The organism is Halonotius aquaticus (assembly GCF_003605575.1).
In the GTDB taxonomy this organism is placed as follows: domain Archaea; phylum Halobacteriota; class Halobacteria; order Halobacteriales; family Haloferacaceae; genus Halonotius; species Halonotius aquaticus.
In genome coordinates, this window is the sequence record NZ_QKNY01000013.1 from 149,580 (window position 1) to 173,424 (window position 23,845).

The following is a 23,845-nucleotide window of genomic DNA, read 5'->3' on the forward strand; positions in this document are numbered from 1 at the left end:
GCAGTGGGCTTAATCACTTCGCGGCCCTGTATTCGGTAATGAGTTCTTCGGGGTCGCAGGCGGGTGCAGACGCCTTTCGACACCTCGGCGACACCGTCAGGTCGGCGCTCTCCGACCGCGGCTTTTCGCAGCCGACCGAGCCACAGCGACGCGCGATCCCGCCGCTGGCCGCCGGCGACAACGCACTCGTCCTCGCGCCGACCGGCACCGGCAAAACCGAGACGGCGATGTTGCCCGTTTTCGATTCGCTCGTCGCTCACAGAGCAGCACACGGGTCGACCGACGGATTTGCCGCGCTGTATATCACCCCGTTGCGCGCGCTGAACCGTGATATGCGGGAGCGACTCGACTGGTGGGGCGAGACGCTGGATTTGGAGATTGACGTGCGGCACGGCGATACAACCGACTACCAGCGACAACAGCAGGCCGACGACCCGCCGGATGTGTTGGTGACGACGCCAGAGACGTTGCAGGCGATGTTGACAGGGTCGAAACTCCGGGACGCATTGGGTGATGTGCGGCACGTCATCATCGACGAGGTGCACGAACTCGCGGCCTCAAAACGCGGCGCGCAGTTGACCGTCGGCCTCGAACGCCTCCAACTGCTGTCGGGTGGCTTCCAGCGGATCGGCCTCTCGGCGACGGTCGGCGATCCCGAAGCTGTCGGACGCTTTCTGACCGGCAAGCGCGAGACTGACAAGCCGCCAGCCGTCGAGACTGCTCTCGACAGCGAGCCACCGTCAGGTGTGGATCGAAGCTTTGAGATCGTCAGCGTCGATGTCGGCAGCCGTGTTGCGTTCACCGTCACGCGCCCCGAGATCACACCCGAAGACGAACGATTGGCTGGCGAGTTGGCGACGACCGAGGAGATGGCGAGCCACGTCCGGACGATCCGCGACGCCGTCGCTGACAACGAATCGACACTGGTGTTCGTCAACACTCGACAGACCGCCGAGGCGCTTGGCTCACGACTCAAGAAGCTCGATGTCTCGCTGGAAGTCCACCACGGCTCGCTGGCCCGAGACGTGCGGATCGATGTTGAGGATCGGTTCAAAAACGGCGACCTCGCTGGTCTCGTCTGTACGTCCTCGATGGAACTCGGCATCGACGTGGGCCGCGTCGATCACGTCGTCCAGTACGGAAGTCCACGGGAAGTCGCCCGACTGCTCCAGCGGGTCGGCCGCGCCGGCCATCGCCACGATCAGGTCTCACAGGGCACGGTGATCACCACCGACCCCGATGACACGGTCGAATCGCTCGTTATTGCCCGCCGAGCGAGTGAGGGGCTGGTCGAATCGACGGCGATCCATCACGGCAGCCTCGATGTTCTCGCCAACCAGCTCGTCGGGTTGCTGATGGATTTCGACGACGTGAGCGCGCGAGCCGCCTATGAGATCTGTCGGCGCGCCGCACCCTTCCATGAGCTTGCCGAAGAGCGGTTCCGCGCTGTCGTCCGCGAACTCCACAGTAACCGTCTTTGCTGGCTCGATGAGGACGCCGACCGGCTGGAAACCGCCGGCGGGACGTGGCAGTATTTCTACCAGAACCTCTCGATGATCCCCGACGAGGAGAGCTACGAGGTCTACGATATGTCCTCCCGAACGCAGATCGGCACCCTTGATGAGCGATTCGTCGTCAACTTCGCCGCGCCCGGTGAGACGTTCATCCAGCGCGGGGAGATGTGGCGGATCAACGATATCGACGAGGATGAAGCCCGCGTCAATGTCGCCCCGATCGCTGATCCCGGCGGTGAGGTGCCCTCGTGGGTTGGCCAGGAGATCCCCGTCCCCGCGGCCGTCGCAAATGAGGGCGGCGAGATCCGCGAGATCGCCGGCGAGCAGTTCGCCCGCGGCGCAGAAACCGACGCCGTCGCCCGCGATCTCGCACCCCGATATCCGGCTGACAACCCGACAATCGAAAGCGCACTCGACCCCATCGAGCGACAGATCGAGAGCGACCACCCGATCCCGACGGCGTCACGGCTCATCCTTGAGGCACAAGCCAGTACGGTGCGGCTCAACAGCCCTTTCGGCCACGAGATCAACGAAACGCTGGGTCGGTTGTTGGCGGCATTGGTCGGCCAGCGCACCGGCTCGTCGGTCGGGATGAGTGTTGATCCGTATCGGATCGAATTCGAGGTACCATCCGGCGTCGGCCTCTCGGCGTTCCGCGACGTGTTGCTGTCGACCGATCCTGCCCACCTCGAATCGCATCTCGAACTCGCGCTGAAGGGCTCGGAGACGCTGAAATTCACTGTCACGCAGGTCGCCGCGAAGTTCGGCTCGCTGAAACGGTATCAGGGTCGCGGCCGCTTTGGCGGCGACCGACTGCTGGAGGCACTGGAGGATACGCCGGTCTACGAGGAGGCCCTCCGGGAGGTGTTTCATCGTGATCTCGCCGTCGACGATGCTGCCGATGTGCTCCGGCAGTTACAGGCTGGTGAGATCGATCTTGAACTCGTCGGCGAGGCGACACCGCTAGGGGGTTCGGGATCGACGCATGGCCAGGAACTGTTGGTGCCCGAAAACGCCGACGCCAGCGTCATCGAGACGCTGCAAAAACGGCTGCGGAACGATCGGATTCTGCTGTGTTGTTGTCACTGCACGGAGTGGGAGCACACAACGAAGGTACGGCGCGTCCGCGAGCAACCCGAGTGCCCGGAGTGTGGCTCAACGCGGATCGCCGCGTTGAATCCGTGGGCTGAGGAGGTTGTGACGGCGGTACGGGCCGAACAGAAAGACAGCGAGCAGGAGCGGCAAACCAAGCGGGCCTACCGGGCGGCCAACCTCGTCCAGAGCCACGGCAAGCAGGCCGTCATCGCGCTGGCTGCTCGCGGCGTCGGCCCGGATACGGCCGCGCGGATCATCAATAACTTCCGTGAGGACGAGGCAGATTTCTACCGGGACATTCTCGCCGAAGAACGACAGTACGCCCGGACGCAGTCATTTTGGGACTAGCTTCGGTGGCGTGTCCGTATCCGGCGATTCGGCGATGGCTGTCACAGCGTCGTTGGCACAAAAGTAGTGTGGAGAGCCAGTGATCAGCGGTGTGTCTGGGCGGTTTAGCTATTTGAATACAGATAGAGCGAACAGCCGATGAGAATCGACTCCGCGGATTTTGCGGTTATCGCCCACTGAGCGATGGAGCCGTTTCTGTAGAGTAGCGAGTCTATCGTCCAGCCGTGTACCATGAACATTGCCACAATCGAAGCTAATGCATAGAGTGCAGCTACAATAAACAGTTCTTTGCGCCAGTATTTCGAGAGATACAGAACTGTTCCGCCAACGAATCCGATCCCGTTGAGTGCAAACAACACCCCGCCGGTAGTACCTGCCGTTGCGAGTGCCCCCGGAATGAGGTACAGATGCAGGATACCAGTCGTAAGTGCAGTCAGGACGGCAAGATACCCTGCGGAATTCGCTGGTGTACTGAATGCCTGTGCGTCTGTGGCTGTCGTTGTTTCAGCCATGCCTCGGAGATACTATGTTCGAATAATAAAACCCATAGAAATTTGGAGAAAAAAGTTTTCCACCCGGTTATTAGTTTTATTGTGGTGGAAATGATTTTATCCATATGAAATTTGATGTTTCCCCCGGGGTCGGTGCCGTAGGCAACGACACGCGAACGCAATGAGTGGAAAACCGACGAAACGGGTCACGGCCGATCCAGATACGACTCCACAGGTTCCGCATCCTCCCAGAGCGATTCGTAGAGATCCGAGGCCCAGCGGATCGCGGAGTCAGTCTCAGCGACGAGCATCGACGCAACCGGTGACTCGGCCATCGGACGAAGCGCCAGCATCAGCGACGACTCACTGACCGTGAATCCGAACTGCACATTCCGCACTCTGCACTGTGCTGCATCGATCTGCCGAATTCCGTCGCGGGTTCCCGTCCCGGAGTCCGCTCGTACTGTGTCGATCACACTCGGCGAGAACAGCAGCCGAGAATCGGGATGATCCGGAAACGCGTTCCGATACTCCGGGACATGGATCGGCATGGCAGTCCGGCAGCTTTCTGCCTGCTCAAGCAGGTCGACAGCGACTCTGGCATGGGCTCGAACGTCGGGGGGTTCGGATCGAACAATCTCGTACTCCCCCAGTTCAGGCAGTCGACGGAGAAACTCACGGGGAAGATGATCGGTTCGGTGCGTCTCCCAGTAGTCCTGGTCGTGGGTGATCGTCTGAACGGTGGATTTTCGATGGTCGATAAGATCGACCACCAGCCGCCCGTGTCCGGTGAGCCGCCAGCCAGCTTCGCCATCAAACACCACACCCTGCCGTTCCAGATCTGCGAGTGCGGTATACACTGCCGACGTGCTCGCATCGAGGTGGTCGATGAGCTCATCCGTCGGCTGCGGGGTTGCGGCAAGTCGCTGCACAATATCAACCCGAACTGACGACGAGATGACGAACGCATACACCGAGTCCCCGTGCATTGCTATCTAATCGCTCAGTTCACGGGGTGATAATAACCGGGGGTCGATGGTCTATCTGTGATCGAAACGGGTGGTGTCACCCTCGATACCGCCCGAATCAGCACCACGGGTCGGGAAGCAGCGGCGGATGTTGCCTGCGATCGTCTCACTGCGGAACGACAGAACGCCCCCGGCACAGTCGGATTGGGACTAGCCCAGAAGTCTTATTGAGTCAACGGCCAGTCCATCGACAACGACGATGGTGGGCATCTGATGACGTTTTATCTCGACTGGCGGGCCAGTGTAAGCCTCCTTGGCACGGTTGTGAAATACCTCGCGTTGACGATGCTGGTACCGTTGACTGTCGCGGTCGTCTACGGCGACGATATCTGGGTGTTTGCGGCCTCGCTGGTGATCGCGCTGGTGGTCGGTGTCGCCCTCGAACGGCTCGACGATGAGCCAGATATCGGCCCGACCGAAGCCCTGCTGTTGGTGTCACTCGCGTGGTTCGGTGCGGCAGCCGTCGGTGCAATTCCGTACATACTGGCCGGCTACGGAACCGAGTCAACGCTTGCCTACCCGATCAACGCCCTGTTTGAGGCGATGAGTGGGTTCACAACGACCGGCGCGACCGTCCTTGGTAGTATTAGCGTTGAGGATCACTCGCATGCGATTATGCTGTGGCGACAACTGACGCAGTGGCTCGGTGGGATGGGGATCATCGTACTCATGATCGCGATTCTCCCGGAGTTGGCAGTCAACGGCGCGGAGTTGATGCAGTCGGAGGCCCCCGGCCCCGAGTTGCAGAAGCTGACACCGCGGATCGCCGAAACCGCCCGCGCACTGTGGCTCATCTACTTCGGCTTTACAATCCTCCTGATTGTCATCCTCTATGGGCTCCATCTTACCGGGATGGCTCCGAAGATGAATCTCTACAACGCCATCGCCCACGGCTTTTCGACACTGCCGACCGGCGGCTTCTCGACGAAAGCCGACAGCATCGCAGCGTTCAGCGGCATCGTCCAGTGGGTATTCATCCCCTTCATGGTGATCGCCGGGGTCAACTTTGCGCTGTTCTGGCAGGTACTCCACGGGGAGTGGCGCGCCCTCGTCGACAACCCGGAGTTCCGCACCTACGCCGGCGCAATCGCCGTGTTGATCGCTGTTCTGTCGTTTGTCCTCGTTCGCGGGGCAGCCCCCCCGCTGGAAATCGGTGGTGTAACGACCGGGCTCACCGAAAACACGATCCGCCAGGCGGCCTTCCAGATCGGCTCGTTGATGAACTCAACCGGGTATGCGACCGCTGACTTCGCACAGTGGGATCCCCACGCACAACTCGTGCTCGTCTTTGCGATGTTCATCGGCGGGTCGGCGGGCTCAACGGGTGGCGGCATCAAGGTTATTCGCTGGCTGGTCGTCATCAAATCACTCCGGCGAGAGCTGTACACGACGCTCCATCCGAGCGCGGTGGAGCCGGTGCGTCTTGGTGGCCGCATCGTCGACGAAGACGCGATCCGTGGCATCGTCGTCTTCACCATGCTCTACATTTTGTTGTTCTTCATTGCGGCCCTCTTTTTGAGCCTTGATTCCGCGCGGATCGGCTACGAGCTGTCGGTGTTAGAAGCACTGAGCGCGTCGCTGGCGACACTCGGCAACATCGGCCCAGGGTTCGGCTCGCTGGGGCCGTTCGGAAGCTATCTCGACTTCTCACCGATCTCGAAGTCTGTCATGATCTTCCTGATGTGGATCGGCCGGCTGGAGATCGTCCCTGTCCTCGCGCTGTTCGTCGGTGGACTTGAGGATCGGGACTGACTGCTTTCGGCTGGCCAGCAACGAGCAACGGAAACACGAGGCTTGTCGCCCGAACAGCCGTCAATGAGCGTTACCCGAATAGCGATCAACGAGCGTTACCCGAACAGCCGTTCGATGATCGACCGTTTCTGCGGGCGTTCAGCCAACAGGACAGTGCTGTCGACATCATTGAGTACCTCGAAGGCCAGCGAGCCACGCATCAACCGCGAGAGCAGGCCTTCGCGTGTCGCGCCGATGATGACCATCGAGCGGTTCTCGGCGTGGCGGGCGATGGAATCCTCGACATCGCCAGAGGTGTCGACGATCCGGTCGGCGTCGTCGAGGCTGTGATCTGCAGCCCACGTCGAGAGGAACTCCTCACCCTCGGCTTGTTCGGTGTCGTCGTCGACGACGTACAGCAGCGATACGTCTTTGGCGTTGTCAAGCAGCACCTCGGCGACCTCCGCGCTGAGATCGGAGCTGTAGCCACCCGCCGTCGGCAGCAACACGTCCGAGGGATCGAAGCCACGATCTTTCATCACGAGGAAATCACACGGGAGACTGCTTGTCAACTCATCCAGCGGGCTCTCGACGCGACCAGCCGACAGTGGCGTATCGCCGGCCCAGCCCATCACGACCAGATCGGCGTTGTTTGTCTCGGCAGCGTCGAAGACCTCCTCGAAGGAGCGATGCGAGACGATCGTTTTCGTCTCGATATCGGCATCAAACGTCTTGGCGTCTTCGCGTGCTGCGTCTAGGAGTTTCTGTGATTCGGAATCGATCCGCTCGATGTGGTCGGAGCCGGCATACAGCGGGGTCTGATCGGGAACCTGAACGATATGTGTCGCCAATACGCTGCCGCCCTTGGCTTTCGCTATGAGACTCGCTAACTCGATGAGGTCGCGTTCGGTGCGCGGGTTCGACAGCGGCACCATCACCCGATACTCGCCGCCATCAGGTTTGACCGAACTCGCCGCCGACACTGCCGCATCGGGCATCTCCTCGGAGCGCGAGAGGATATACTCCGAGAGCACACCCTCTCGCGTCGTCCGCGAGCGGGCATACAGCATGTACCACGCCAACGCCAGAGCGACGAACAGCCCACACAGCGCGATGACAAACGGCTCGATAAAGGCGATCAGCGCGAACGACAACACTGCCCCAAGAATCGGCGTAATCGGGTACAACGGCACGGTAAATTCTGGGTCGTACTCGGCAGGATCACCCTCACGGAAGACGATCAACGAGAGATTGAGCAGCCCGTAGACGACCAGATGGAGGACGCTGCCCGCCGTTGCCAGCAGTTCGAGGTTGCCGACGACGATGAACAGCAGGATCAACACGCCGGTCAGCGCAATCGATTTGTACGGCGTGCCGAACCGTTCGTGCACCTCATTGAGCGACGGCGAGACGATCTTATCGCGGCCCATCGCGAAGTTGATCCGCGAGGACGCAAGGATCGACGCGTTCGCCGACGACGCCGTCGCAAGTAGGCCGCCGAACAGCAGGGCGGCCGCACCGATCGGCCCGATCAGTATCCGGGCGACCTCGACGACGGCGGTGTCGTTGCCGGCGACGACCTCGTTGGGGACGGCCGCCAGCACGGCCAACAGGACGAGCGCGTAGATTGCGGTGACGATGACGACGCTACCGATGATCGCAATCGGGAGATTACGGCCCGGATCCTGAATCTCCTCGGCGACGGAGGTAATCTGGACAAAGCCGAGATAGGAGACGAAGATGATGCCAGTCAGCGGCAACAACGGCGTGAGGCCTTTGGGCGCGAACGGCCGGAGGGTCTGAATATCGGCGTTTAAGAGCCCAAATAGCGTGAATACCGTGAGAATGCCGAGCAGGATGAAGACGATGATATTCTGCAGTTTGCCGGTTTCCTTCGCACCGACGTAGTTGACCGTCACGAAAAACGCGGCGCCGAGCAGCGCGACGATCTTCGCGCCCGACAACGACAACGGGCCGAGAGCCAGTCCCGGAACACTGACGAAGGCGTTGACGTACTCGCCGAGCCCAAACATGTAGAACGCCGAGGCAAAGGTGAGGCCGATCCAGTTCCCCCAGCCGGCGACCGAGCCGAACAGCGGCCCGAGTCCGCGGTTGACATAGAAGTACGCGCCGCCGGAGCGCGGCATCGCGGTGCCGAGTTCGCTGGCCGACAGCGCAGTGAAGATGGCGATAGTGCCGCCGAGGATGAACGCCCCGGCCGACAGCGGCCCCGCCATCTCGACGGCCGTGCCCGGCAGCACAAAGATGCCAGCGCCGATCATCGTCCCGATGCCGATCGTGAGCGCCGACGTGAGCGTCAGATCCTTCGCGAGTTCGTCCTCACTCATCGGGATCACCTCGATCGCAGTGGGGTTGGTGGGAGATAGCGTGGCGACGATCTGACACGATCGATACAGGCGAGGTACCGGGTAAACGACGATTCAGCATACCGGAGTGGTCGCGGCCACCGGTCTTAATCGGTTCGGCTGCAGATTGCCAGGTTCTGACACAATCCTTATGCAACCGCCCTCGGTGGTGTTCGTATGGACAACTCAGCAGACACCACACCCAAGATGCTGTCACATGTCCTCCTCCCTGTCGCCACGGAGGCTGACGCCGAACACACCGCCAGCGCGCTTGCGCCGTACGCTCCCGACCGAGTGACTGTTCTCCATGTCGTCGAGAAAGGCGGCGGTTCCCCCGACAAAACACCGGTCGAACAGTCCGAGGGGATCGCCGAAGCCGCTGTCGAGGCCGTTCGAGAGGAGTTCCCTGATGCAGAGCTACACACGGCCTACAGTCGGGACGTGGTCGATGCGATCTTCGAGGTCGCCACCGAGATCGACGCCAGCGCGATCGCCTACCGCTCTCGTGGCGGCAACCGACTCGTGCAGTTCCTCTCGGGTGATCTCTCGGTCAAACTTGTCACCCACGCCGACCGCCCCGTCATCGCACTCCCCCGAGGCGACGACTGACGATCGCTCACTCGTTCGGGCCCACAATCGAGTCGTCACCGCCGGTCTTCGCGTTGTGGCTGCCCGGGGTGATCTCTGACTGGCTTTTATCCCGCTGTCCGCCACCGAACAGCCGCGTCAGTAGTGACCGCGAGGAGGGGCGTTCGGCCAACAGCACCGAGCACTCTACCTCGTTGACAACATCGAGATGGAGGGAGTCGCTTGCGAGCCGGGAGAGCAGGCCGCGTTCGGTCGCGCCGATGGCGACGAGTGTCGCGGTGTCGGCCGCCCGCTTGATCGCCGCCTCGATATCGCCGCCGGTGTCGACGATCTGCTCGGCATCATCGAGGCCGTGTTCGGCGGCCCAGCTGTCGAGGAACGCCTCGCCGGCAGCCGTTTCGCTCGGATCGTCAACGACGTGGAGCAGCGTCACTGACGCCCCGACCGCCGACTGGAGCGCGGCGGCGATCTCCGCACTCAGCCCTGAGTCGGGGCCGCCGGCCGTCGGAATGAGAATCTCAGATGGGTCGAGGCCGCGATCCTTGAAGATCGCAAAGTCACAGGGGAGCTGATTGGTGATTTCATCCAACGGCCGCTCAGCACGGGCCGCGTGCCAGAGCTGATCGTCGCCCCACTCCATGGCGACCAGCTCCGGTTGGGTTCGGCGCGCCATATCGAAGATCTCCTCGAAGGCGTGATGACTCGCCAGCGAGGTGACGGTGATGTCGACATCGCACTTCTCGCCGAGCGCGTAGATATCCTGCATCCGCTTGCTGGATTCAGCCTCGATCCGTTCGACGTTGCCACCGCTGACCAACGAGAGCTGTTCGGGGGCCTGAATGATATGGACAACGTGGACGGTGGCGTTCTCTTGTTGGCTGGCGACCCGGGCGGCAAGTTCGACGAGTTCTGTGTCGGTTCGCGGGTTCGTGATCGGCACCATCACCCGGTAGCGATCCTCGCCGACCAGCGTCGCCTCAACCGAATCGAGGATCGGGACGTACGATCGCCCGGCGAATCGACCGAACGCCCACTCGGGGAGCGTGAGCCGGCGACTCAGCCCCTCGAAGCGGGCGTTTTCCAGCCGTCGTTCGCTCGTCTGGAAGTAGTTGACGACGGTGACCAACACAACGCCGCCAAGCGTGTTCCCAAGTAAGACCGGGAGCACGAACTCGGTGAGGCCCGGCAGGAGAGCCAGCCGACCGAGCAAGACGAGATAGATGACCTCGGTAAAGGAGACGACAACGTGGAACAGATTCCCCAGTGGGATCGCCAGAAACGCGATGTAGACGACGAGCAGCCGGGAGACCGTATCGGTTGCCGAAAAGATAACCCAAACGACGCCGGCGACGATCAGTCCGGCGAACACCGCTTTGAAAAACAGCGACCACCAGCCGGTTTCGAAGGCGCCCTTTTCGGCCAGCTCGATGGCTTTCGTCGTCGTTTTTGCATCGAAGACGCCGCCGTAGGCCAAGGCGACCGCACCGATTGCGCCGCCGGTGAAGTTGCCTGTCAGCACGATCAACCAATGGCGCAACAGCGTCGGAATGCTGGCCAATCGCTCGATAGTCAGCGCGACCGGCGGCAGCGTGTTTTCGGTGTATAGCTGGTAGCCACCGACGATAATGTAGATGAAGCCAAGCGGGTACAGCATGACGCCAACGACGGGGTTGTCGCTGGCCGCCGACAGCGACGCATACAGCAGAAACGTGATCGTGATCGCAAAGCCGGCGGCGACCGCACTGAAAAACAGCTCCCGAACGCCGGAGGTGATCTCCTCGTCGGCGGCGGCGACCACCCGCTGAAACACTTCGTCGGCCGAAAACCGGTCGCGGAGGACTTCGCCGACCGCGGGCGCGCCGCTGCGGGATCGCTCGACAGCCTCCCGGACAGAATCCTCGGGATCGGAGGACGAATCGCTCATTATGACTTCGAATCAGTGCGGTTCCTAAGAGGTGACGTTTCGCGTAGCCGCCGACCCCGCAAGGCTGGGGACGACTACTCTGGCGCGCCCGAAAGGATCGCGGGGCCGCTGGAGGCACCGATCCGCTCGGCTCCCGCCTCGATCATCGCCATCGCCGTCTCGTAGTCGCCGATCCCGCCGCTGGCCTTGACCGGCAGGTACTCCGCCATGAGTTCGACATCCGCGACGGTCGCCCCGCTCGGTTCGCTGTCGGCGAAGCCGGTCGACGTTTTCACCATGTCGGCGTCGGCGTCGACGGCGGCCTCACAGGCGCGGTGTTTTTTCTCGTCGGTAAGCAGGCCGGCTTCGATGATGACCTTCACCGGGATCGGCACCGAGGCGACGACCGCGCCGAGTTCGTCGGCAACGGCGTCGTCCTCGCCGGCTTTGAGGCGGCCAACATTGAGTACCACGTCGAGTTCGTCGGCGCCAGCTTTCCAGGCGACTGAGCCGGCTTCACGTTTGATCTCGGGGTCGGCTTGGCCGTGCGGGAAGCCGATGACGGTGGCGATGGTGAGCTCATCCCCGGCGTCGCTGGCGACGCTATCGACATAACAGGGCGGAATACAGACGTTCATGCCAGCCTCGGTGGCCTCGTCGACGACGCGTGCAACGTCGTTGGCCGTCGTCGTCGGCCCGAGGACAGTGTGGTCGATCTTCGCTGCAAGGTCGGCGCGCTTCATACGCCCCGGAGACCACCCATCGGCAAAAAGCTCCCCACCGGTGGGCAACACGCAATGCCGGCGACCACAACCCTTTCTACCGACTCACCGAAACCGGGGGTATGGTGTTGCTTCCGGCCGGCTTCAGCCTCCCGCCGCTGCCCTACGCCCTCGCGTTGCTCGCTGGTGGAGCCGCCGTCGCCGTCGGATTTGCCCGGCGACGGCCACCGGTGACGGCTCGTCACATCCTCTCGCTGACGCCGTGGATGGCTCTCGGCTCGACGCTGCACGTCCTCTACGGGATCGATGGCCTGCCGGCGATCGTCGCCCCGTTCGGCGGGACGGCCGCTGTGTATCTGACGACCGCGATCCTGGCCGGGGCGGGCTGGCTCGCTGTCGACGCCGTTCGCCCGACGCGGGTTCCCCCGGTGCTCGCTGGTGGGGGGCTCGCCGCGCTGGTTGCGACAGTCGCCGTCGCCTTGCGCGCCGGGCTGGCTCGCGGGACGCTTGCGCCGGCGTGGCCGGCCGCTGGCGTGTTGCTGACGGTCGTGTTGACCGCCGCCGGCTGGCTGGTACTCCGGCGGCTCCGGCCGGCGGCAACGGCGACAACCGGTGCGGTCGGGTTGCTTGCGCTCTTCGGCCACACGCTGGATGGTGTCTCGACGGCCATCGGCGTCGACGTGTTGGGATTCGGCGAGCGCACGCCGCTGTCGCAGGTGATTCTTGAAGCGGCTGCGGCTCTGCCGACCGCCGAGACGATCGGCGTTGGCTGGCTGTTCGTCCTTGTGAAGATCGGTGTTGCCAGCGGTGTCGTCGTGCTCTTTCGGGAGTATGTTGACGCCGAGCCGACAGAGGGATACGCGTTGTTGGGCTTTGTCGCCGCCGTCGGGCTCGGCCCGGGCGTCCACAATCTGCTGTTGTTCACCGTCGTTGGCGGTTGATCCCGGGTAGGACTGCGACACGTCAGTCGTCGATCCGCACGCCGGTAAACTCGAAGCGCGCGCCGCCGTCCTCGCTGTCGGCGATGGCGACATCCCAGCCGTGGGCGGCGGCGATCTCCTCGACGATATTGAGCCCGAAGCCTGTCCCATCTGGATTGGTCGTGTAGCCGGCCTCGAAGATCTCATCGCGGTTGTCGGGGTCGATCCCCGGGCCGTCGTCGGCGACATAGAAGCCATCGGAAAGCGCGCCGATGGTGATCGCCACGTCGTCGCCGACGTGTTCGATGCTGTTGCGCAACAGATTTTCTAAGAGCTGCTGGAGGCGGCCTTCATCGGCGTGGACGACCAGTCCGTCGGCGACCGATAGCGCCGCGCCGGCGGTTTCGACGTTCGCCCAGCAGTTGGCGGCCAGAACCTCAAGATCGACCGGTTCCGTTTCTTCGACGGCTTGGCCCTCCCGAGCAAGCGTAAGCACGTCGTCGATGATCGCCTCCATCCGGTCGAGATTTTTGGCGACGATCGGCGCGTGTTCGTCGTCGTCGATCAGTTCAATCCGGCCCTGGGCGACGCCGAGCGGATTCCGGAGGTCGTGGCTGACGACGTGGGCAAACCGTTCGAGGCGGTCGTTCTGTCGGCGAAGCTTCTGCGCTTGGCGGTGGCGTTCCAGCGCATACCGGATCGTCCGATGGAGCACATCGCCGTCGACATCGTCCTTCACGAGATAGTCTTGGGCTCCACGTTCGATCGCTTCCACGGCGGTCGCGTCATCCTTCAATCCGGTGAGCACGATCACCGGCAACGGCGACAGCGCGTCGGCGTCGTCGACGGCTTCGAGATACCGCTCTAAGGTATCCAGCCCCGTACTCTCTGGAAGCCCCAGATCAAGCAAGACCAGCTCAAACTCGGCGGATTTGAGTGCCTCGATCCCGGCGTCGAGCGATTCGACGTGTGTCACCGTCGCCGGCGGGAAGGTGCCACCGCCATCGGTGGTCAGGTGGTGTTCGAACAGCGTCGCATCCCCAGGGTTATCCTCGATGAGGAGAATCCGAAGCGTGTCGCTGACGCCGATCGACATCTTATTTCTCCGGGAACTTCACGACCTGGAACCAGAAGTTCTCAAGCCGATTAACGATCTCGACGAAGCCGTCGAAATCGACGGGTTTGGTTAGATACGCGTTGGCGTTGAGCTCGTAGGATCTGACGATATCCTCCTCGGATTCCGAGCTTGTCAGCACGACAACCGGAATCCGGCGCAGTTCGTCGTCAGCGCGGAGCTCTTCGAGCACTTCCTGGCCGTCCTTTCGGGGCATATTGAGATCCAACAGAATCAGATCCGGGCGGGGGGCATCCTCGTACTCGCCGTCCTGACGCAGAAATTCCAACGCGTCGACGCCGTCTGTCGTCACATGCAGGTTGTTGGCGAGCTTCCCCTGTTCGAGTGCCTTGCGTGTCAACATGACATCTCCGGGGTTATCTTCGGCCAACAGAATCTCGACTGGTTTATCGATATTCACGCCATGCCACCCTGGGTGCGCGTCGCTCGACATGTCCGTTGCATTGTGCGTGCTACGCGACCGACTGGTTTAGAAGTATGTGTTGGGCCGCCGCGGCCTGCAGCATTGTCGACGGCGATCACAACTGACAGCACAGACCCCCAACCACTAATGGTACTGCTGCTAATATGACCGTATGGACGACGACCTCATTGCGACGGGCCTCGACGAGCTGGAAGATATCTTCTATATTTTCACCCCGGAGGGCGATTTTGTGGAGTGGAACGAACAGTTGCCAGCGGTCTCAGGGTATGCCGGCGAGGAGCTGGACTCGATGGAGCCAACCGAGCTGTTTTCAGGCGGGGATCAAGACGCCATCGAGGACGCTGTCGACACCGTCATTGATCGCGGGATCCGGACGGCTGTGCAGGCGAATCTCGAAACGAAGGGCGGCCGCGAGATCGCCTACGAGCTGTCGATGTCGCCGCTGGAACCCGACGATGAGTTGGAGGCTATCGTCGGTATCGGCCGGGATATCACCGACCGGCTGGAGCAGGAACGCCGGCTGCAGGATATGGCCCAGGAGATCCAGGAACTCTCCATGCCGGTCGTCGAGATCTGGGATGGGGTGATCCTCACGACGGTCGTCGGTTCGCTGGATACGCAAAAGGCCGAGCTGCTGACCGAGGATCTGCTTGATCAGATCGTCTCGACGGAGGCCGCCATCGCGCTGATCGACATCACCGAGGTCGCCGCCCTCGATACCGCGACCGCCCAACACCTGATTGATACGATCAACGCTGTCAATCTCCTCGGCGCGAATGTCGTGATCACGGGGATCAGCCCGGAGATCGCCCAGACGCTGGTCCAACTCGGCGTCCGGCTCGACGATGTCGAAACCCAGTCGTCGCTGATGGAAGGCCTCCGGGTCGCCCTCGCCTGGCAGGGGGTCGAGTTCGAATGACCGCGACCGACAGTGCCGCCGTAACCGAGGTCTTCGATGTGTTAATCGCGACGTTCCCCGGTCGCCCAACCGATCAGGCCGTTGATGAGCTCCGACAAGACGTGTTGGATCGGATGGAGACGGCCGATCCCCGTGGTGTCGTCCTCGACATCTCGGCTGTGACGACGCTGGATTCGTTTTTCGCTCGGGTGATCTCAGAGACCGCCAGCATGGTCGAACTGATGGGCGGTGCGGCCATCGTCGTCGGCATGCGCCCGAGTGTGGCGATCACCGCGGCCGAACTCGGCTTTGGACTTGAGTCCGTCGAGACCGCCCGCAGCACCGACCACGCGCTGTCGATGCTGGGCATCAGCGTTGAGGCGACCGACGACGACACGAGTGACCCAGACGACGGCGTTATCGACCGATCCAGCCCTACGTCGTCGCCCGGAGGCAGGCAATGAGTGAACGGGCGGATGCTGCCGACGCCATCGACACCGAGGCGACGGTGCTCCGCTCGGGAACAATCCGCGTGCGGTCGGAAGACGACATTTTGCGGGCCAGACAGGAGGCCCGAGAGATTGCCGAGGAGATCGAGTTTTCGACAACCGATGTGACCCGGATCGTCACCGGCGTTTCAGAGCTCACGCGTAACATGCACCTTTACGCCGAGGACGGCATCATGGAATGGCGTGAGATCGAGGCCGGCCGGGACAGCGGGCTCGAACTCGTTTTTGACGATAACGGCCCCGGGATCGACGACATCGAGGGAGTACTGCGAGCCGAACACTCGACGTCAGGCGGGATGGGACGCGGCATCCAGGGCACAAAAAAGCTCATGGATGCCTTCGAGATCGTCTCAACCCCTGACGACGGCACGACGATCACGGTTCGGAAGTGGCGATAATGTCCGAGCCGACACGCGAACAAACGGAGCGACACGAGATCACCCAAGACGGCGACGACATCCTCGTCAAACAGGCCGCCGAATCAATGGCTGCGGCCATCGGCTTCGAGGAGTCGGCGGCCGCCGAGATCGGCATCGTCGCCGTCGAACTCGCCTCGAACGTGCTCAAACACGCCGACAGCGGTGAGGTCGCACTCAGCCATCTCACTGACGGCGACCGTGAGGGGGTTCGGATCGAGTCCTTCGATGTCGGCCCTGGCATCGCCAATGTGGATGCAGCCTTCGAGGATGGCGCGTCAACAGCCGGCAGCCTGGGCGGCGGGTTAGGGGCGGTCAACCGACTCATGCACCGGCTGACCGTCACCGCCCCCGGCGAGCCGGATTTCGGAACCAAGGTCGTCGCTGATCGCTGGAAGCGAAAGCCAGCGTCGGCGACGCGCCCCTGCCCGCTTTCGTTTGGTGCCGCGTCACGACCCGCGGCCAACGAGACGGTCAACGGCGACAGCTTCGTCATCAAACGGTGGGACGAGCAGGCGCTCGTCGGCGTGATCGACGGGCTCGGCCACGGGGCCGACGCCCACGAGGCGTCTATGGCGGCGACAGAGTACGTCGAAACGCACTACGACAGCCGGATGGAAGCGATCTTTGACGGCACCGAACGCGCCTGTCGCGGCACCCGTGGTGTCGTCATGGCACTGGCTCGCTTCGACTGGGACGCCGAGACGGTGACGTTTGCCACGGTTGGCAACATCAACTACAAACTCACCGACGACACCGATCTCACCGTTGTCCCACGCCGTGGCGTCGTCGGGAGCAACGGCCCCGATCCGAAGGTTACACACAGCGAGTGGCGGCCGGGCGATCGGCTGGTGTTGTTTTCTGACGGCGTCGACTCTCACTGGGAGCTGCCACCGGCCCGATCGATGGCAGATGAGTCGGCGACGGTTACGGCCCGACGGCTGCTTGATCAGCACAGCAAACCGCACGACGACGCGACCGTGCTGGTGGTCAGCGAGCAGGTTGCCGATCACTCTGACTGATCTCACACGCCAGCACCGCTGGCCGACCGCGGCCCCACAGTTTATGCTCGTGGTCGGCGTACCTCATTGTCAATGGCTCAGCTTATCCCGTCGCTCTGCGACGATCTCGGGGTCGGGATATCGGTACATGATCCCGACACCGGCGTGATTCACAGCGTCAACGAACGGGTCGAAGCGCTGACCGGGCACCCGGCCGCGGAGCTGCGCGGTACCACGATGGAGGCATACTCGGCCGCCGATGCGACGGCGACGTCGGATGCGTTCCACCAACAGATTCAGGCGACAACCGACGGGGAGCCCCAACAGTTTGCATGGGCGGTTGCGACCCCGAGCGGCCAGGTGTCACAGCTTCGTGTTCGGCTCTCGACGACCACGCTCGATGGCGAGCCGTATGTGCTGGCCGAATTCCAGGATATCACCCCCGAGCAGGATCGGATCAATCAGCTCAAAACCCAGGAGTCGGTGCTACGACGCTTTCACGAACTGGCCTCGCAATCGGCACCGTTCGAGGAACGGATGGCGTCGCTGCTGGAGTTCGGTCGCACGGTCATGGGTGTCGAGCAGGGATTTCTGACCAGTATCGACGGCGACACCCAACGGATCACGATCGGTGTTGGCCCCAACGACCAGCTCCAAGACGGTGCGACCGCGCCGTTTGCGGAATCCTACTGCCGGTATACGGTCGAGCCCGACCGCGACCAGCCGATGACGGTCGTCAATGCTGCCGAGGATGGCTGGGAGAACGACCCCGCCTACGATCGGTTTGGGCTGGGCTGTTATGCGGGCTCGAAGCTTGTCGTCGATGGCGAAACGGTCGGGACGCTCTGTTTTGCTGACCGCGACCCCACGGACACACCGTTTACTGAACTGCAAGAAACGTTCATCGAACTGCTCAGTGAGTGGGCGAGCACCGAACTCGAACGCGCCGACCGCGAACAGGAGTTGCGACGAAAGGATCGCGCGATCGAGGCTGCCCCGGTCGGCATTACGATCACCAATCCCGAGCAAAGCGATAATCCGCTGATCTACGTCAACGACCGCTACGAGGAGATGACGGGGTACAGTGAAGCCGACGCGCTGGGCCGCAACTGTCGGTTTCTACAGGGCGATGCAACCCGCGAGGAGCCGGTCGCCGAGATGCGTCAGGCTATCGACAACGCCGAGTCGGTAACTGTCGAACTTCGGAACTACCAACAGGACGGCCAGCAGTTCTGGAACCGGGTTTCGATCGCACCTGTGACCGACGACGAGGGGGTGCTGACGAACTTCGTCGGGTTCCAACAGGACATCACCGAGGACAAACAGCAACAACTGGAACTCGAACGCACAAGCGAACTTCTCGAACAGACCCAACAGGTGGCCAACATCGGCGGTTGGGAGTATGACCTGCGCTCGGAGACGCTCCAGTGGACCGATGAGGTCTATCATATCCACGGGAAGCCAGAGACGTATGATCCGACCGTGGGGGCGGCGATCGAGCAGTTCCACCCGGATGACAGGGAATCACTCCGCTCGGCGTTTGCGGAGCTCACAACCGACGGCACGCCGTTCGATCTTGAGGTGCGGATCCTGCGAGACGACGGCACGATGCGGTGGGTTCGCACCCGAGGCACCCCGCGGTACGACGGCGACGAACTCGTGGCCGTGGCCGGAACGCAACAGGACATCACCGAGCGCAAGGAGTTCGAGGAGGAGCTCAAACGCTCAAACGAGCGGTTACAGGAGTTTGCGTACATTCTCTCCCATGATCTCCAGGAGCCACTGCGGATGGTATCGAGTTACGTCTGTCTGCTGGAGGAAGAACTCGAAGAGCAGCTTGATGACGAAACCAGGCAGTATATCGATTTCGCCGTCGACGGGGCCGAGCGAATGCGTGGGATGATCGACGGACTTCTCCTCTACTCCCGGGTTGAAACTGAAGGCAGCGAACACACCGAAACCGATGTCAACACCGTCCTTTCGGCTGTCGAGGCGGATCTCGAACTCAAACTTGCGGAGACGGACTCGGAACTCCACGTCGACAGCCTCCCGACGATCGAGGCCGATGAGGATCAGTTGGTGCAACTGTTTGAGAATCTGATTAAAAATGCGATCGAACATGGCGGCGAGGAGACAACGGTCAGCGTGACCAGCACGTCGGTTCCCGAAGGAGTTCAGTTCGCTGTCAGCGACGACGGCCCCGGCATTCCAGCCGACCAGCAGGATGAGATCTTCGGCCTCTTTGATAAGGGCGGCGACAGCGATGGCACGGGGATCGGGTTGGCGATCTGTGAGCGGATCGTCGCCCGCCACGACGGCGAGATCAGCGTCGAGTCGACGCCCGGCGAGGGAGCCACGTTCTACGTCACGCTACCCGACAGCTAATCGTTGCTGTAGGGTGTTGGGTCGGCTCTTGCATGCCGTCTGACGTGCTTATTTACGGATCGACATGGTGTGTCAGGTATGGAATCGCTCACGAGTGGCCTCACGATCGGCGGGCTGGCCCCGCTGTGGTTTCTGGCGATCGGCATCGCTGCCGGCGTCGTGGCTGCACTCGTGATGGATTGGCCGATGAGTCGCCAGCCTGAGGGCTTTACGCCGGCGTATATCGCTGCCGGCGTCCTGACCCGAACGCCGCCAACCGATGTTCGGTTTCGGACGGCAATGTTCGCCCACCATCTCGCTGGCGGGCTGGCCGGCCTGTTGTACGCGCTTGTCGCCCTCGTTGTTGACCGACTGACGCCGACGCTGCCGCCGACCGTTGGCGTCGGCCTGCCCGCGCATCTGGTCGGCGTGATCGTCGTTGTCGGCTTCATCTACGCCTTTTTTGCCCACCTCGTTCTCCCGCGAGCCGGTGGTCGCCCCTACGAGGAACAAGCAACGGCGGTTCGCGGCCAGTGGCTCCGCTCAGCCCTTGTCTATGGGCTGACGGTGCTGGTGGTCGTGCCGGCGGTCGTGGTGTCGGTGAGTCCCTGAGATGCGTTAGACGACGCGGTTTTCAAAGTCGGTCTCGCCGTTGCGGTATCGGTCGATGTTGTCGGCGAGAATCTCGGCGGTGCGCTCGTAGTACCGCGGCGTGTGGCCGGCGTTGTGTGGCGTGATCGAGACGGTGTTGAACCCCCACAGCGGATGGTCTTCCGGTAGCGGCTCGGGATCGGTCACATCGAGTGCCGCGCCGGCGATCCGGTTGGCCTGCAGCGCGCTCACGAGGTCATCGGTGTCGACGACGCCACCGCGGGCGATGTTGACGAGGAACGCTTCGGTCGGCAGCGTCAACAGCGCCTCGCTGTCGATCAGCCCACGGGTCGTCTCTGTCAGCGGGCAGGCCAAGACGAGATAGTCGGTGCGAGCAAGGGCCGTATGCAGCTCGTCGAAGCCGAATACCTCGTCAGTTGGGCCTCCCTTCTCGGGGGTGTAGCGAACACCGAGGGTTTCGACGCCGAAGGGATCGAGTCGGTCGACGACTGCTGAGCCGATCGCCCCAAGGCCGACAACTGTCACCGTACTGCCCTGTAGTTCGCGGGCGGGATACGACTGCCAGGTACGTTGCTCCTGTTGTCGTCGCGCTCGCGGGAAGCCACGCACGTGACTCAAAATCGCGCCGATGACGTACTCCGCGATATTCGGCCCATGAACCCCGGAGGCGTTTGTCACCGCGACATCGTTGGCCTCGAAGGTATCCAAGGGGAGGTGGTCGACGCCCGCGTAGACACCGGCGAAGAGATCGAGATTCTCGGCGGTCTCGATCAGCTCCGCATCGAGGTCGTAGCCGGTGACGATCGGTGCCGACGCCACAAGCTCGCGTTCCGCAGCCGGCGTGTCTGCGACGGCGATGTCGATCTCCGGGAGTTCATCCCGCAACGCTGTCGCGTAGTCGTTCGCCGACAGCCCGTGAATCTTCTGTCGCAACACGGCGATTGTTGGGGAGCCCATACCGGCGGTTCGGCTGTCTGCCACATTAAAATATGCCTCTCGCTGCTGGGCAGTTCCACACCCACACGTCTCGTCAGCCGACACACATATTCTGTTGTGCGTGCAACGATCGCTATGGTCGCGCTCCACCGTGACGACCGTGGGCAGTCTCGGCTTGGGGTCATCATCGTCGCCGTCCTTCTCTGTGGCAGTATTCCGGCCGCGCTGTGGGTGATCGGCGGCTGGCACGGCCTCGCTCTTGTCGCCGTCGGTGTCGCCGGTTGGGTGGGGCTTCGTCGGCTGCAATCATCGGCCACCGACGAGACCGCTGACAGCAGTCCTTCGGCTGTCTGGAACCTGATTCCCTGTCGGCAGTATGCTGGTCGACACGCTGAGTCCGGTGGAGTAGCACGTGGTGAACAAGAGGCCGCACTAGAGGAGATCAGCCAGCAAGCCGCCGAACAGTCGAACGCGCCAGCTCAGTCGGAGCGCAATCAGTAGCGGATCCGTCGACTGATACCTGCCTGCAAGAGTGAGATCCTGAACTGTCCTCCTGGTACGGCTTGTTGGTGCCGCAAGTGGGACATCCAAGTGTCTCAAGCGAGTAGAGTATCTTATGGATGGGAGTGACCGATTCATGTTGTATGCAGTACTGTTGTTGGGACTGCTGATTGTCGCTGGCGCACTCCTCGTGCTCCTCGTTGACTGAGTGCTGCCGATGGAGTACGTCGTGAGGTCTGCCATCGGTCGATATGTCCGTCCACAAAGCCGTCTCACGGCGATGACGTGTCAATAGCCGTCTCGACCGGCTCCTGAAACCCGACCCAGTTGCTGATCGTCCCTGTTTCGTCGGGGATCGGCGCGATAGCAACCCGGCTGTAAAATGGTGTGCCATCAGCGCGGTAGTTTTGCAACTCGGTAATCGCGGCTGTCCAGATCTCGGTTGCCTCTCGCAGCGTAGCGACCGGCTCGGCGGCCGTCTCGGGGCCTTGCAGACACCGGAGGTTCTCGCCCAGCACGTCTGCTTCGGCGTACCCGGTCAGCGACTCGAAGGCGTCGTTGGCGTACCACACCGGATTGTCCTCGTAGGCTGGACCGGTGATCACCATGCTGATCGGGGCGGTGTCCATCGCAGGCGTCGCCCACCCGATTGCCGTCTCGTCGCCACCGCCGTATGTTTCGGGCGCTGCGGCCGTTCGAATCTCACCAAGGGCCGCCGCCAGCGAGTCGGCAACGGCTGTCGATGGGATCGTCGGCCCGTCGTCGACATGCTGCCGAAGTAGAGCCCCAACGTCCGCTGATTCGGCCATACCAGCGGTTGGAGACCGAGCCATGTAGGCGTTGAGATCCATCCTCGCGGCGGTGTCTTTTCGGAAAATAGCGGGCTGTTTCAGTGGGTTTAAGCCTCGATCAGGCCGGGTGACTGTATGGAACGCGTAGATGTCGCCATCGTCGGTGGCGGCCCGGCTGGGGCGGCCGCAGCCCACGCTGCCGCCGGTGAGGCTGCCGAGGCGGTCGTCCTCGAAAAGGGCGTCCCCCGAGCCGACCGCGACTTTCTTGGCCCGGATTCGACGGACGCCGCCGGGATTCTCGACTACTGGGTTGATCTCATGGGGATTCACCCCGATGAGTTTCCCGACGATGTCGTCTGCCAGGAACTCGACCGCGCGGAGTTTGTCGGCCCGACCGAGGCCTGCACGCTGACGAGCACCGGCATCGACTCCTCATACGACCACTTCGGCTATACCTTCCAACGAGCCCGCTTTGATGACTGGCTTCGGGAACGGGCTGAAGCCGCCGGCGCGAGCTACCGGGTCGGCGTGCGGGTCAGAGCTGTCGAGAGTACCCTCGATGCCGCCGGCGACGAGCCTCGCCACCGGGTCGTGGTCGCCGACGGCGAGGACATCGGTGCCGATGTCGTGATCCTTGCCGACGGGCCACAACGAACCGTCACAAACCAGGTGCTCGACGACTATCTCCCCGCCGACACACCGGCCTCCGAGCGGTTGGCCGCCCCGAAAGCCAACCACATCGCCTACCAGGAGTACCGTCGAGTGCCCGACGCCGTCTTCGAGGAGCTCAAAACCGCGATCACCTTCTGGTGGGGGCATATGCCCGGCCACACTGCCTACCCGTGGGTGTTTCCGAACGACGACGGCGTCTGTCGGATCGGGCTAACGATGCCGATCGGGCTCGACATCGACGCGGTCGAAGATCGCGACGCCTACCCGCTACTCGAAGCTAACGACGAGACGATCCCAAACGGGGCAACCTACATTCGCCGCCTACTCGAACTGGAGTGGGGCGACGAGTACGATATCGAGGCGGACTTCCCGATCGTTGAGGATTGCGGCAAACGCGACGGCACCGAAACCTACAGCATCTCCTCGACACAGCCGATCGAATCACCAGTCGACGCCGGGATCGCCGTCGTCGGCGGGGCGATGGGAACTACCTCGGCCTTCCATGAGGGTGGCGACCACGTCGCCGTTCGAACTGGAAAGATCGCCGGCGAGTTGGCGGCGACCGGTGAGTTGGCGGCGTACAACGACCGCTGGCGATCGGCGATCGGCGACGAGTTGCTTCGGAATGTGACGTTTGCGGAGTTGTGTCGGGACTACGGCCCGGACGACTGGGATCGCACGTTCAAATCGGTACGAGGGATGCTCACCGCCGAGGGTGTGAATCTCTTCGAGATGAACACGCTCCGCTCCGGGCTCTCAGGAGCGAAGATCCTCTATCAGTACAAAAAACAGAAACGCCGGCTGCGGAAGCAGGGATACACGCAGTTGACCGAGAACGACTACGTCTACTGAGCGACGTGGCGACTACGGTCGCTACACG

Annotated in this window: 21 protein-coding genes; 12 read left to right on the plus strand and 9 right to left on the minus strand. The window is 62.5% G+C overall.

Annotation, left to right across the window (positions count from 1 at the left end; translation table 11 throughout):
• Positions 1-38: 38 nt before the first annotated feature.
• Entirely contained in the window at positions 39-2,957 is a 2,919-nt protein-coding gene (locus DM826_RS08980) for a DEAD/DEAH box helicase (RefSeq protein WP_120103057.1), read from the plus strand.
• 104 nt (positions 2,958-3,061) lie between these two features.
• Here the strand turns inward: DM826_RS08980 and DM826_RS08985 are convergent, their stop codons facing one another.
• Complete coding sequence (locus tag DM826_RS08985; protein WP_120103058.1) at positions 3,062-3,469, minus strand: DUF7475 family protein; 408 nt, start codon at positions 3,467-3,469, stop codon at positions 3,062-3,064.
• 185 nt (positions 3,470-3,654) lie between these two features.
• Complete coding sequence (locus tag DM826_RS08990; protein ID WP_120103059.1) at positions 3,655-4,437, minus strand: helix-turn-helix transcriptional regulator; 783 nt, start codon at positions 4,435-4,437, stop codon at positions 3,655-3,657.
• A gap of 252 nt (positions 4,438-4,689) precedes the next feature.
• Here DM826_RS08990 and DM826_RS08995 point away from each other — a divergent pair, with 252 nt between their 5' ends.
• The gene (locus tag DM826_RS08995; RefSeq protein WP_120103060.1) at positions 4,690-6,228 is read left to right on the plus strand and encodes a TrkH family potassium uptake protein; all 1,539 of its coding nucleotides are present in this window, start codon (positions 4,690-4,692) and stop codon (positions 6,226-6,228) included.
• A gap of 95 nt (positions 6,229-6,323) precedes the next feature.
• On the opposite strand, the gene DM826_RS09000 is transcribed toward DM826_RS08995, so the two are convergent.
• Entirely contained in the window at positions 6,324-8,555 is a 2,232-nt protein-coding gene (locus DM826_RS09000) for an amino acid permease (RefSeq protein ID WP_120103061.1), read from the minus strand.
• A 195-nt stretch (positions 8,556-8,750) separates the two neighbouring features.
• On the opposite strand from DM826_RS09000, the gene DM826_RS09005 reads away from it, so the two are divergent.
• Positions 8,751-9,182, plus strand: coding sequence for a universal stress protein (locus tag DM826_RS09005; protein WP_120103062.1), 432 nt, complete (start codon positions 8,751-8,753; stop codon positions 9,180-9,182).
• A gap of 7 nt (positions 9,183-9,189) precedes the next feature.
• Here DM826_RS09005 and DM826_RS09010 read toward each other — a convergent pair whose 3' ends face one another.
• Together DM826_RS09010 and deoC are read right to left on the minus strand one after the other, a co-directional pair.
• Entirely contained in the window at positions 9,190-11,085 is a 1,896-nt protein-coding gene (locus tag DM826_RS09010) for a formate/nitrite transporter family protein (RefSeq protein ID WP_120103063.1), read from the minus strand.
• Positions 11,086-11,159: 74 nt separating this feature from the next.
• On the minus strand, positions 11,160-11,807 hold the full coding sequence (gene deoC, locus DM826_RS09015) for a deoxyribose-phosphate aldolase (protein ID WP_120103064.1): 648 nt from the start codon (positions 11,805-11,807) through the stop codon (positions 11,160-11,162).
• Positions 11,808-11,908: 101 nt separating this feature from the next.
• On the opposite strand from deoC, the gene DM826_RS09020 reads away from it, so the two are divergent.
• Complete coding sequence (locus DM826_RS09020) at positions 11,909-12,727, plus strand: DUF63 family protein (RefSeq protein ID WP_120103065.1); 819 nt, start codon at positions 11,909-11,911, stop codon at positions 12,725-12,727.
• 22 nt (positions 12,728-12,749) lie between these two features.
• On the opposite strand, the gene DM826_RS09025 is transcribed toward DM826_RS09020, so the two are convergent.
• On the minus strand, positions 12,750-13,802 hold the full coding sequence (locus DM826_RS09025; protein ID WP_233735747.1) for an ATP-binding response regulator: 1,053 nt from the start codon (positions 13,800-13,802) through the stop codon (positions 12,750-12,752).
• A 1-nt stretch (position 13,803) separates the two neighbouring features.
• A complete protein-coding gene (locus DM826_RS09030) occupies positions 13,804-14,241 on the minus strand; it encodes a response regulator (protein WP_233735750.1) in 438 nt (145 codons plus the stop codon).
• A 175-nt stretch (positions 14,242-14,416) separates the two neighbouring features.
• Here DM826_RS09030 and DM826_RS09035 point away from each other — a divergent pair, with 175 nt between their 5' ends.
• From DM826_RS09035 to DM826_RS09060, 6 genes are all read left to right on the plus strand, one after another.
• The gene (locus DM826_RS09035) at positions 14,417-15,184 is read left to right on the plus strand and encodes a PAS domain S-box protein (RefSeq protein WP_120103067.1); all 768 of its coding nucleotides are present in this window, start codon (positions 14,417-14,419) and stop codon (positions 15,182-15,184) included.
• Entirely contained in the window at positions 15,181-15,627 is a 447-nt protein-coding gene (locus DM826_RS09040; protein WP_120103068.1) for an STAS domain-containing protein, read from the plus strand. The genes DM826_RS09035 and DM826_RS09040 overlap by 4 nt, the downstream gene beginning before the upstream one ends.
• A complete protein-coding gene (locus tag DM826_RS09045) occupies positions 15,624-16,070 on the plus strand; it encodes an ATP-binding protein (protein ID WP_120103069.1) in 447 nt (148 codons plus the stop codon). Before DM826_RS09040 ends, DM826_RS09045 begins: the two co-directional genes overlap by 4 nt.
• The gene (locus DM826_RS09050) at positions 16,070-17,110 is read left to right on the plus strand and encodes a SpoIIE family protein phosphatase (RefSeq protein ID WP_120103070.1); all 1,041 of its coding nucleotides are present in this window, start codon (positions 16,070-16,072) and stop codon (positions 17,108-17,110) included. Before DM826_RS09045 ends, DM826_RS09050 begins: the two co-directional genes overlap by 1 nt.
• A 72-nt stretch (positions 17,111-17,182) precedes the next feature.
• A complete protein-coding gene (locus DM826_RS09055; protein WP_120103071.1) occupies positions 17,183-19,474 on the plus strand; it encodes a PAS domain S-box protein in 2,292 nt (763 codons plus the stop codon).
• A 78-nt stretch (positions 19,475-19,552) separates the two neighbouring features.
• Positions 19,553-20,065, plus strand: coding sequence for a hypothetical protein (locus DM826_RS09060; protein ID WP_120103072.1), 513 nt, complete (start codon positions 19,553-19,555; stop codon positions 20,063-20,065).
• 6 nt (positions 20,066-20,071) lie between these two features.
• Here the strand turns inward: DM826_RS09060 and DM826_RS09065 are convergent, their stop codons facing one another.
• Positions 20,072-21,022, minus strand: coding sequence for a D-2-hydroxyacid dehydrogenase (locus DM826_RS09065; RefSeq protein WP_120103073.1), 951 nt, complete (start codon positions 21,020-21,022; stop codon positions 20,072-20,074).
• Between the two features lie 114 nt (positions 21,023-21,136).
• On the opposite strand from DM826_RS09065, the gene DM826_RS09070 reads away from it, so the two are divergent.
• Positions 21,137-21,502: a hypothetical protein gene (locus DM826_RS09070; protein WP_120103074.1), complete on the plus strand. Its 366-nt coding sequence runs from the start codon at positions 21,137-21,139 to the stop codon at positions 21,500-21,502.
• Positions 21,503-21,774: 272 nt separating this feature from the next.
• On the opposite strand, the gene DM826_RS09075 is transcribed toward DM826_RS09070, so the two are convergent.
• Positions 21,775-22,311 carry a PAS domain-containing protein gene (locus tag DM826_RS09075; protein WP_165853291.1) on the minus strand — a complete coding sequence of 179 codons (537 nt, stop codon included), beginning with the start codon at positions 22,309-22,311 and terminating at the stop codon, positions 21,775-21,777.
• Positions 22,312-22,428: 117 nt separating this feature from the next.
• On the opposite strand from DM826_RS09075, the gene DM826_RS09080 reads away from it, so the two are divergent.
• On the plus strand, positions 22,429-23,817 hold the full coding sequence (locus tag DM826_RS09080) for an NAD(P)/FAD-dependent oxidoreductase (RefSeq protein WP_120103076.1): 1,389 nt from the start codon (positions 22,429-22,431) through the stop codon (positions 23,815-23,817).
• The last annotated feature ends 28 nt before the right edge of the window (positions 23,818-23,845 follow it).

Coding starts and splice junctions, on each gene's coding strand:
- DM826_RS09025 (WP_233735747.1), bottom strand. CDS start 13,802: ATGTCGATCGGCGTCAGCGACACGCTTCGGATTCTCCTCATCGAGGAT.
- DM826_RS09005 (WP_120103062.1), top strand. CDS start 8,751: ATGGACAACTCAGCAGACACCACACCCAAGATGCTGTCACATGTCCTC.
- DM826_RS09020 (WP_120103065.1), top strand. CDS start 11,909: ATGGTGTTGCTTCCGGCCGGCTTCAGCCTCCCGCCGCTGCCCTACGCC.
- DM826_RS09010 (WP_120103063.1), bottom strand. CDS start 11,085: ATGAGCGATTCGTCCTCCGATCCCGAGGATTCTGTCCGGGAGGCTGTC.
- DM826_RS08980 (WP_120103057.1), top strand. CDS start 39: ATGAGTTCTTCGGGGTCGCAGGCGGGTGCAGACGCCTTTCGACACCTC.
- deoC (WP_120103064.1), bottom strand. CDS start 11,807: ATGAAGCGCGCCGACCTTGCAGCGAAGATCGACCACACTGTCCTCGGG.
- DM826_RS08990 (WP_120103059.1), bottom strand. CDS start 4,437: ATGCACGGGGACTCGGTGTATGCGTTCGTCATCTCGTCGTCAGTTCGG.
- DM826_RS09055 (WP_120103071.1), top strand. CDS start 17,183: ATGGCTCAGCTTATCCCGTCGCTCTGCGACGATCTCGGGGTCGGGATA.
- DM826_RS09080 (WP_120103076.1), top strand. CDS start 22,429: ATGGAACGCGTAGATGTCGCCATCGTCGGTGGCGGCCCGGCTGGGGCG.
- DM826_RS09070 (WP_120103074.1), top strand. CDS start 21,137: ATGGTCGCGCTCCACCGTGACGACCGTGGGCAGTCTCGGCTTGGGGTC.
- DM826_RS09035 (WP_120103067.1), top strand. CDS start 14,417: ATGGACGACGACCTCATTGCGACGGGCCTCGACGAGCTGGAAGATATC.
- DM826_RS09075 (WP_165853291.1), bottom strand. CDS start 22,311: ATGGCCGAATCAGCGGACGTTGGGGCTCTACTTCGGCAGCATGTCGAC.
- DM826_RS08995 (WP_120103060.1), top strand. CDS start 4,690: ATGACGTTTTATCTCGACTGGCGGGCCAGTGTAAGCCTCCTTGGCACG.
- DM826_RS09000 (WP_120103061.1), bottom strand. CDS start 8,555: ATGAGTGAGGACGAACTCGCGAAGGATCTGACGCTCACGTCGGCGCTC.
- DM826_RS08985 (WP_120103058.1), bottom strand. CDS start 3,469: ATGGCTGAAACAACGACAGCCACAGACGCACAGGCATTCAGTACACCA.
- DM826_RS09060 (WP_120103072.1), top strand. CDS start 19,553: ATGGAATCGCTCACGAGTGGCCTCACGATCGGCGGGCTGGCCCCGCTG.
- DM826_RS09045 (WP_120103069.1), top strand. CDS start 15,624: ATGAGTGAACGGGCGGATGCTGCCGACGCCATCGACACCGAGGCGACG.
- DM826_RS09040 (WP_120103068.1), top strand. CDS start 15,181: ATGACCGCGACCGACAGTGCCGCCGTAACCGAGGTCTTCGATGTGTTA.
- DM826_RS09065 (WP_120103073.1), bottom strand. CDS start 21,022: ATGGGCTCCCCAACAATCGCCGTGTTGCGACAGAAGATTCACGGGCTG.
- DM826_RS09050 (WP_120103070.1), top strand. CDS start 16,070: ATGTCCGAGCCGACACGCGAACAAACGGAGCGACACGAGATCACCCAA.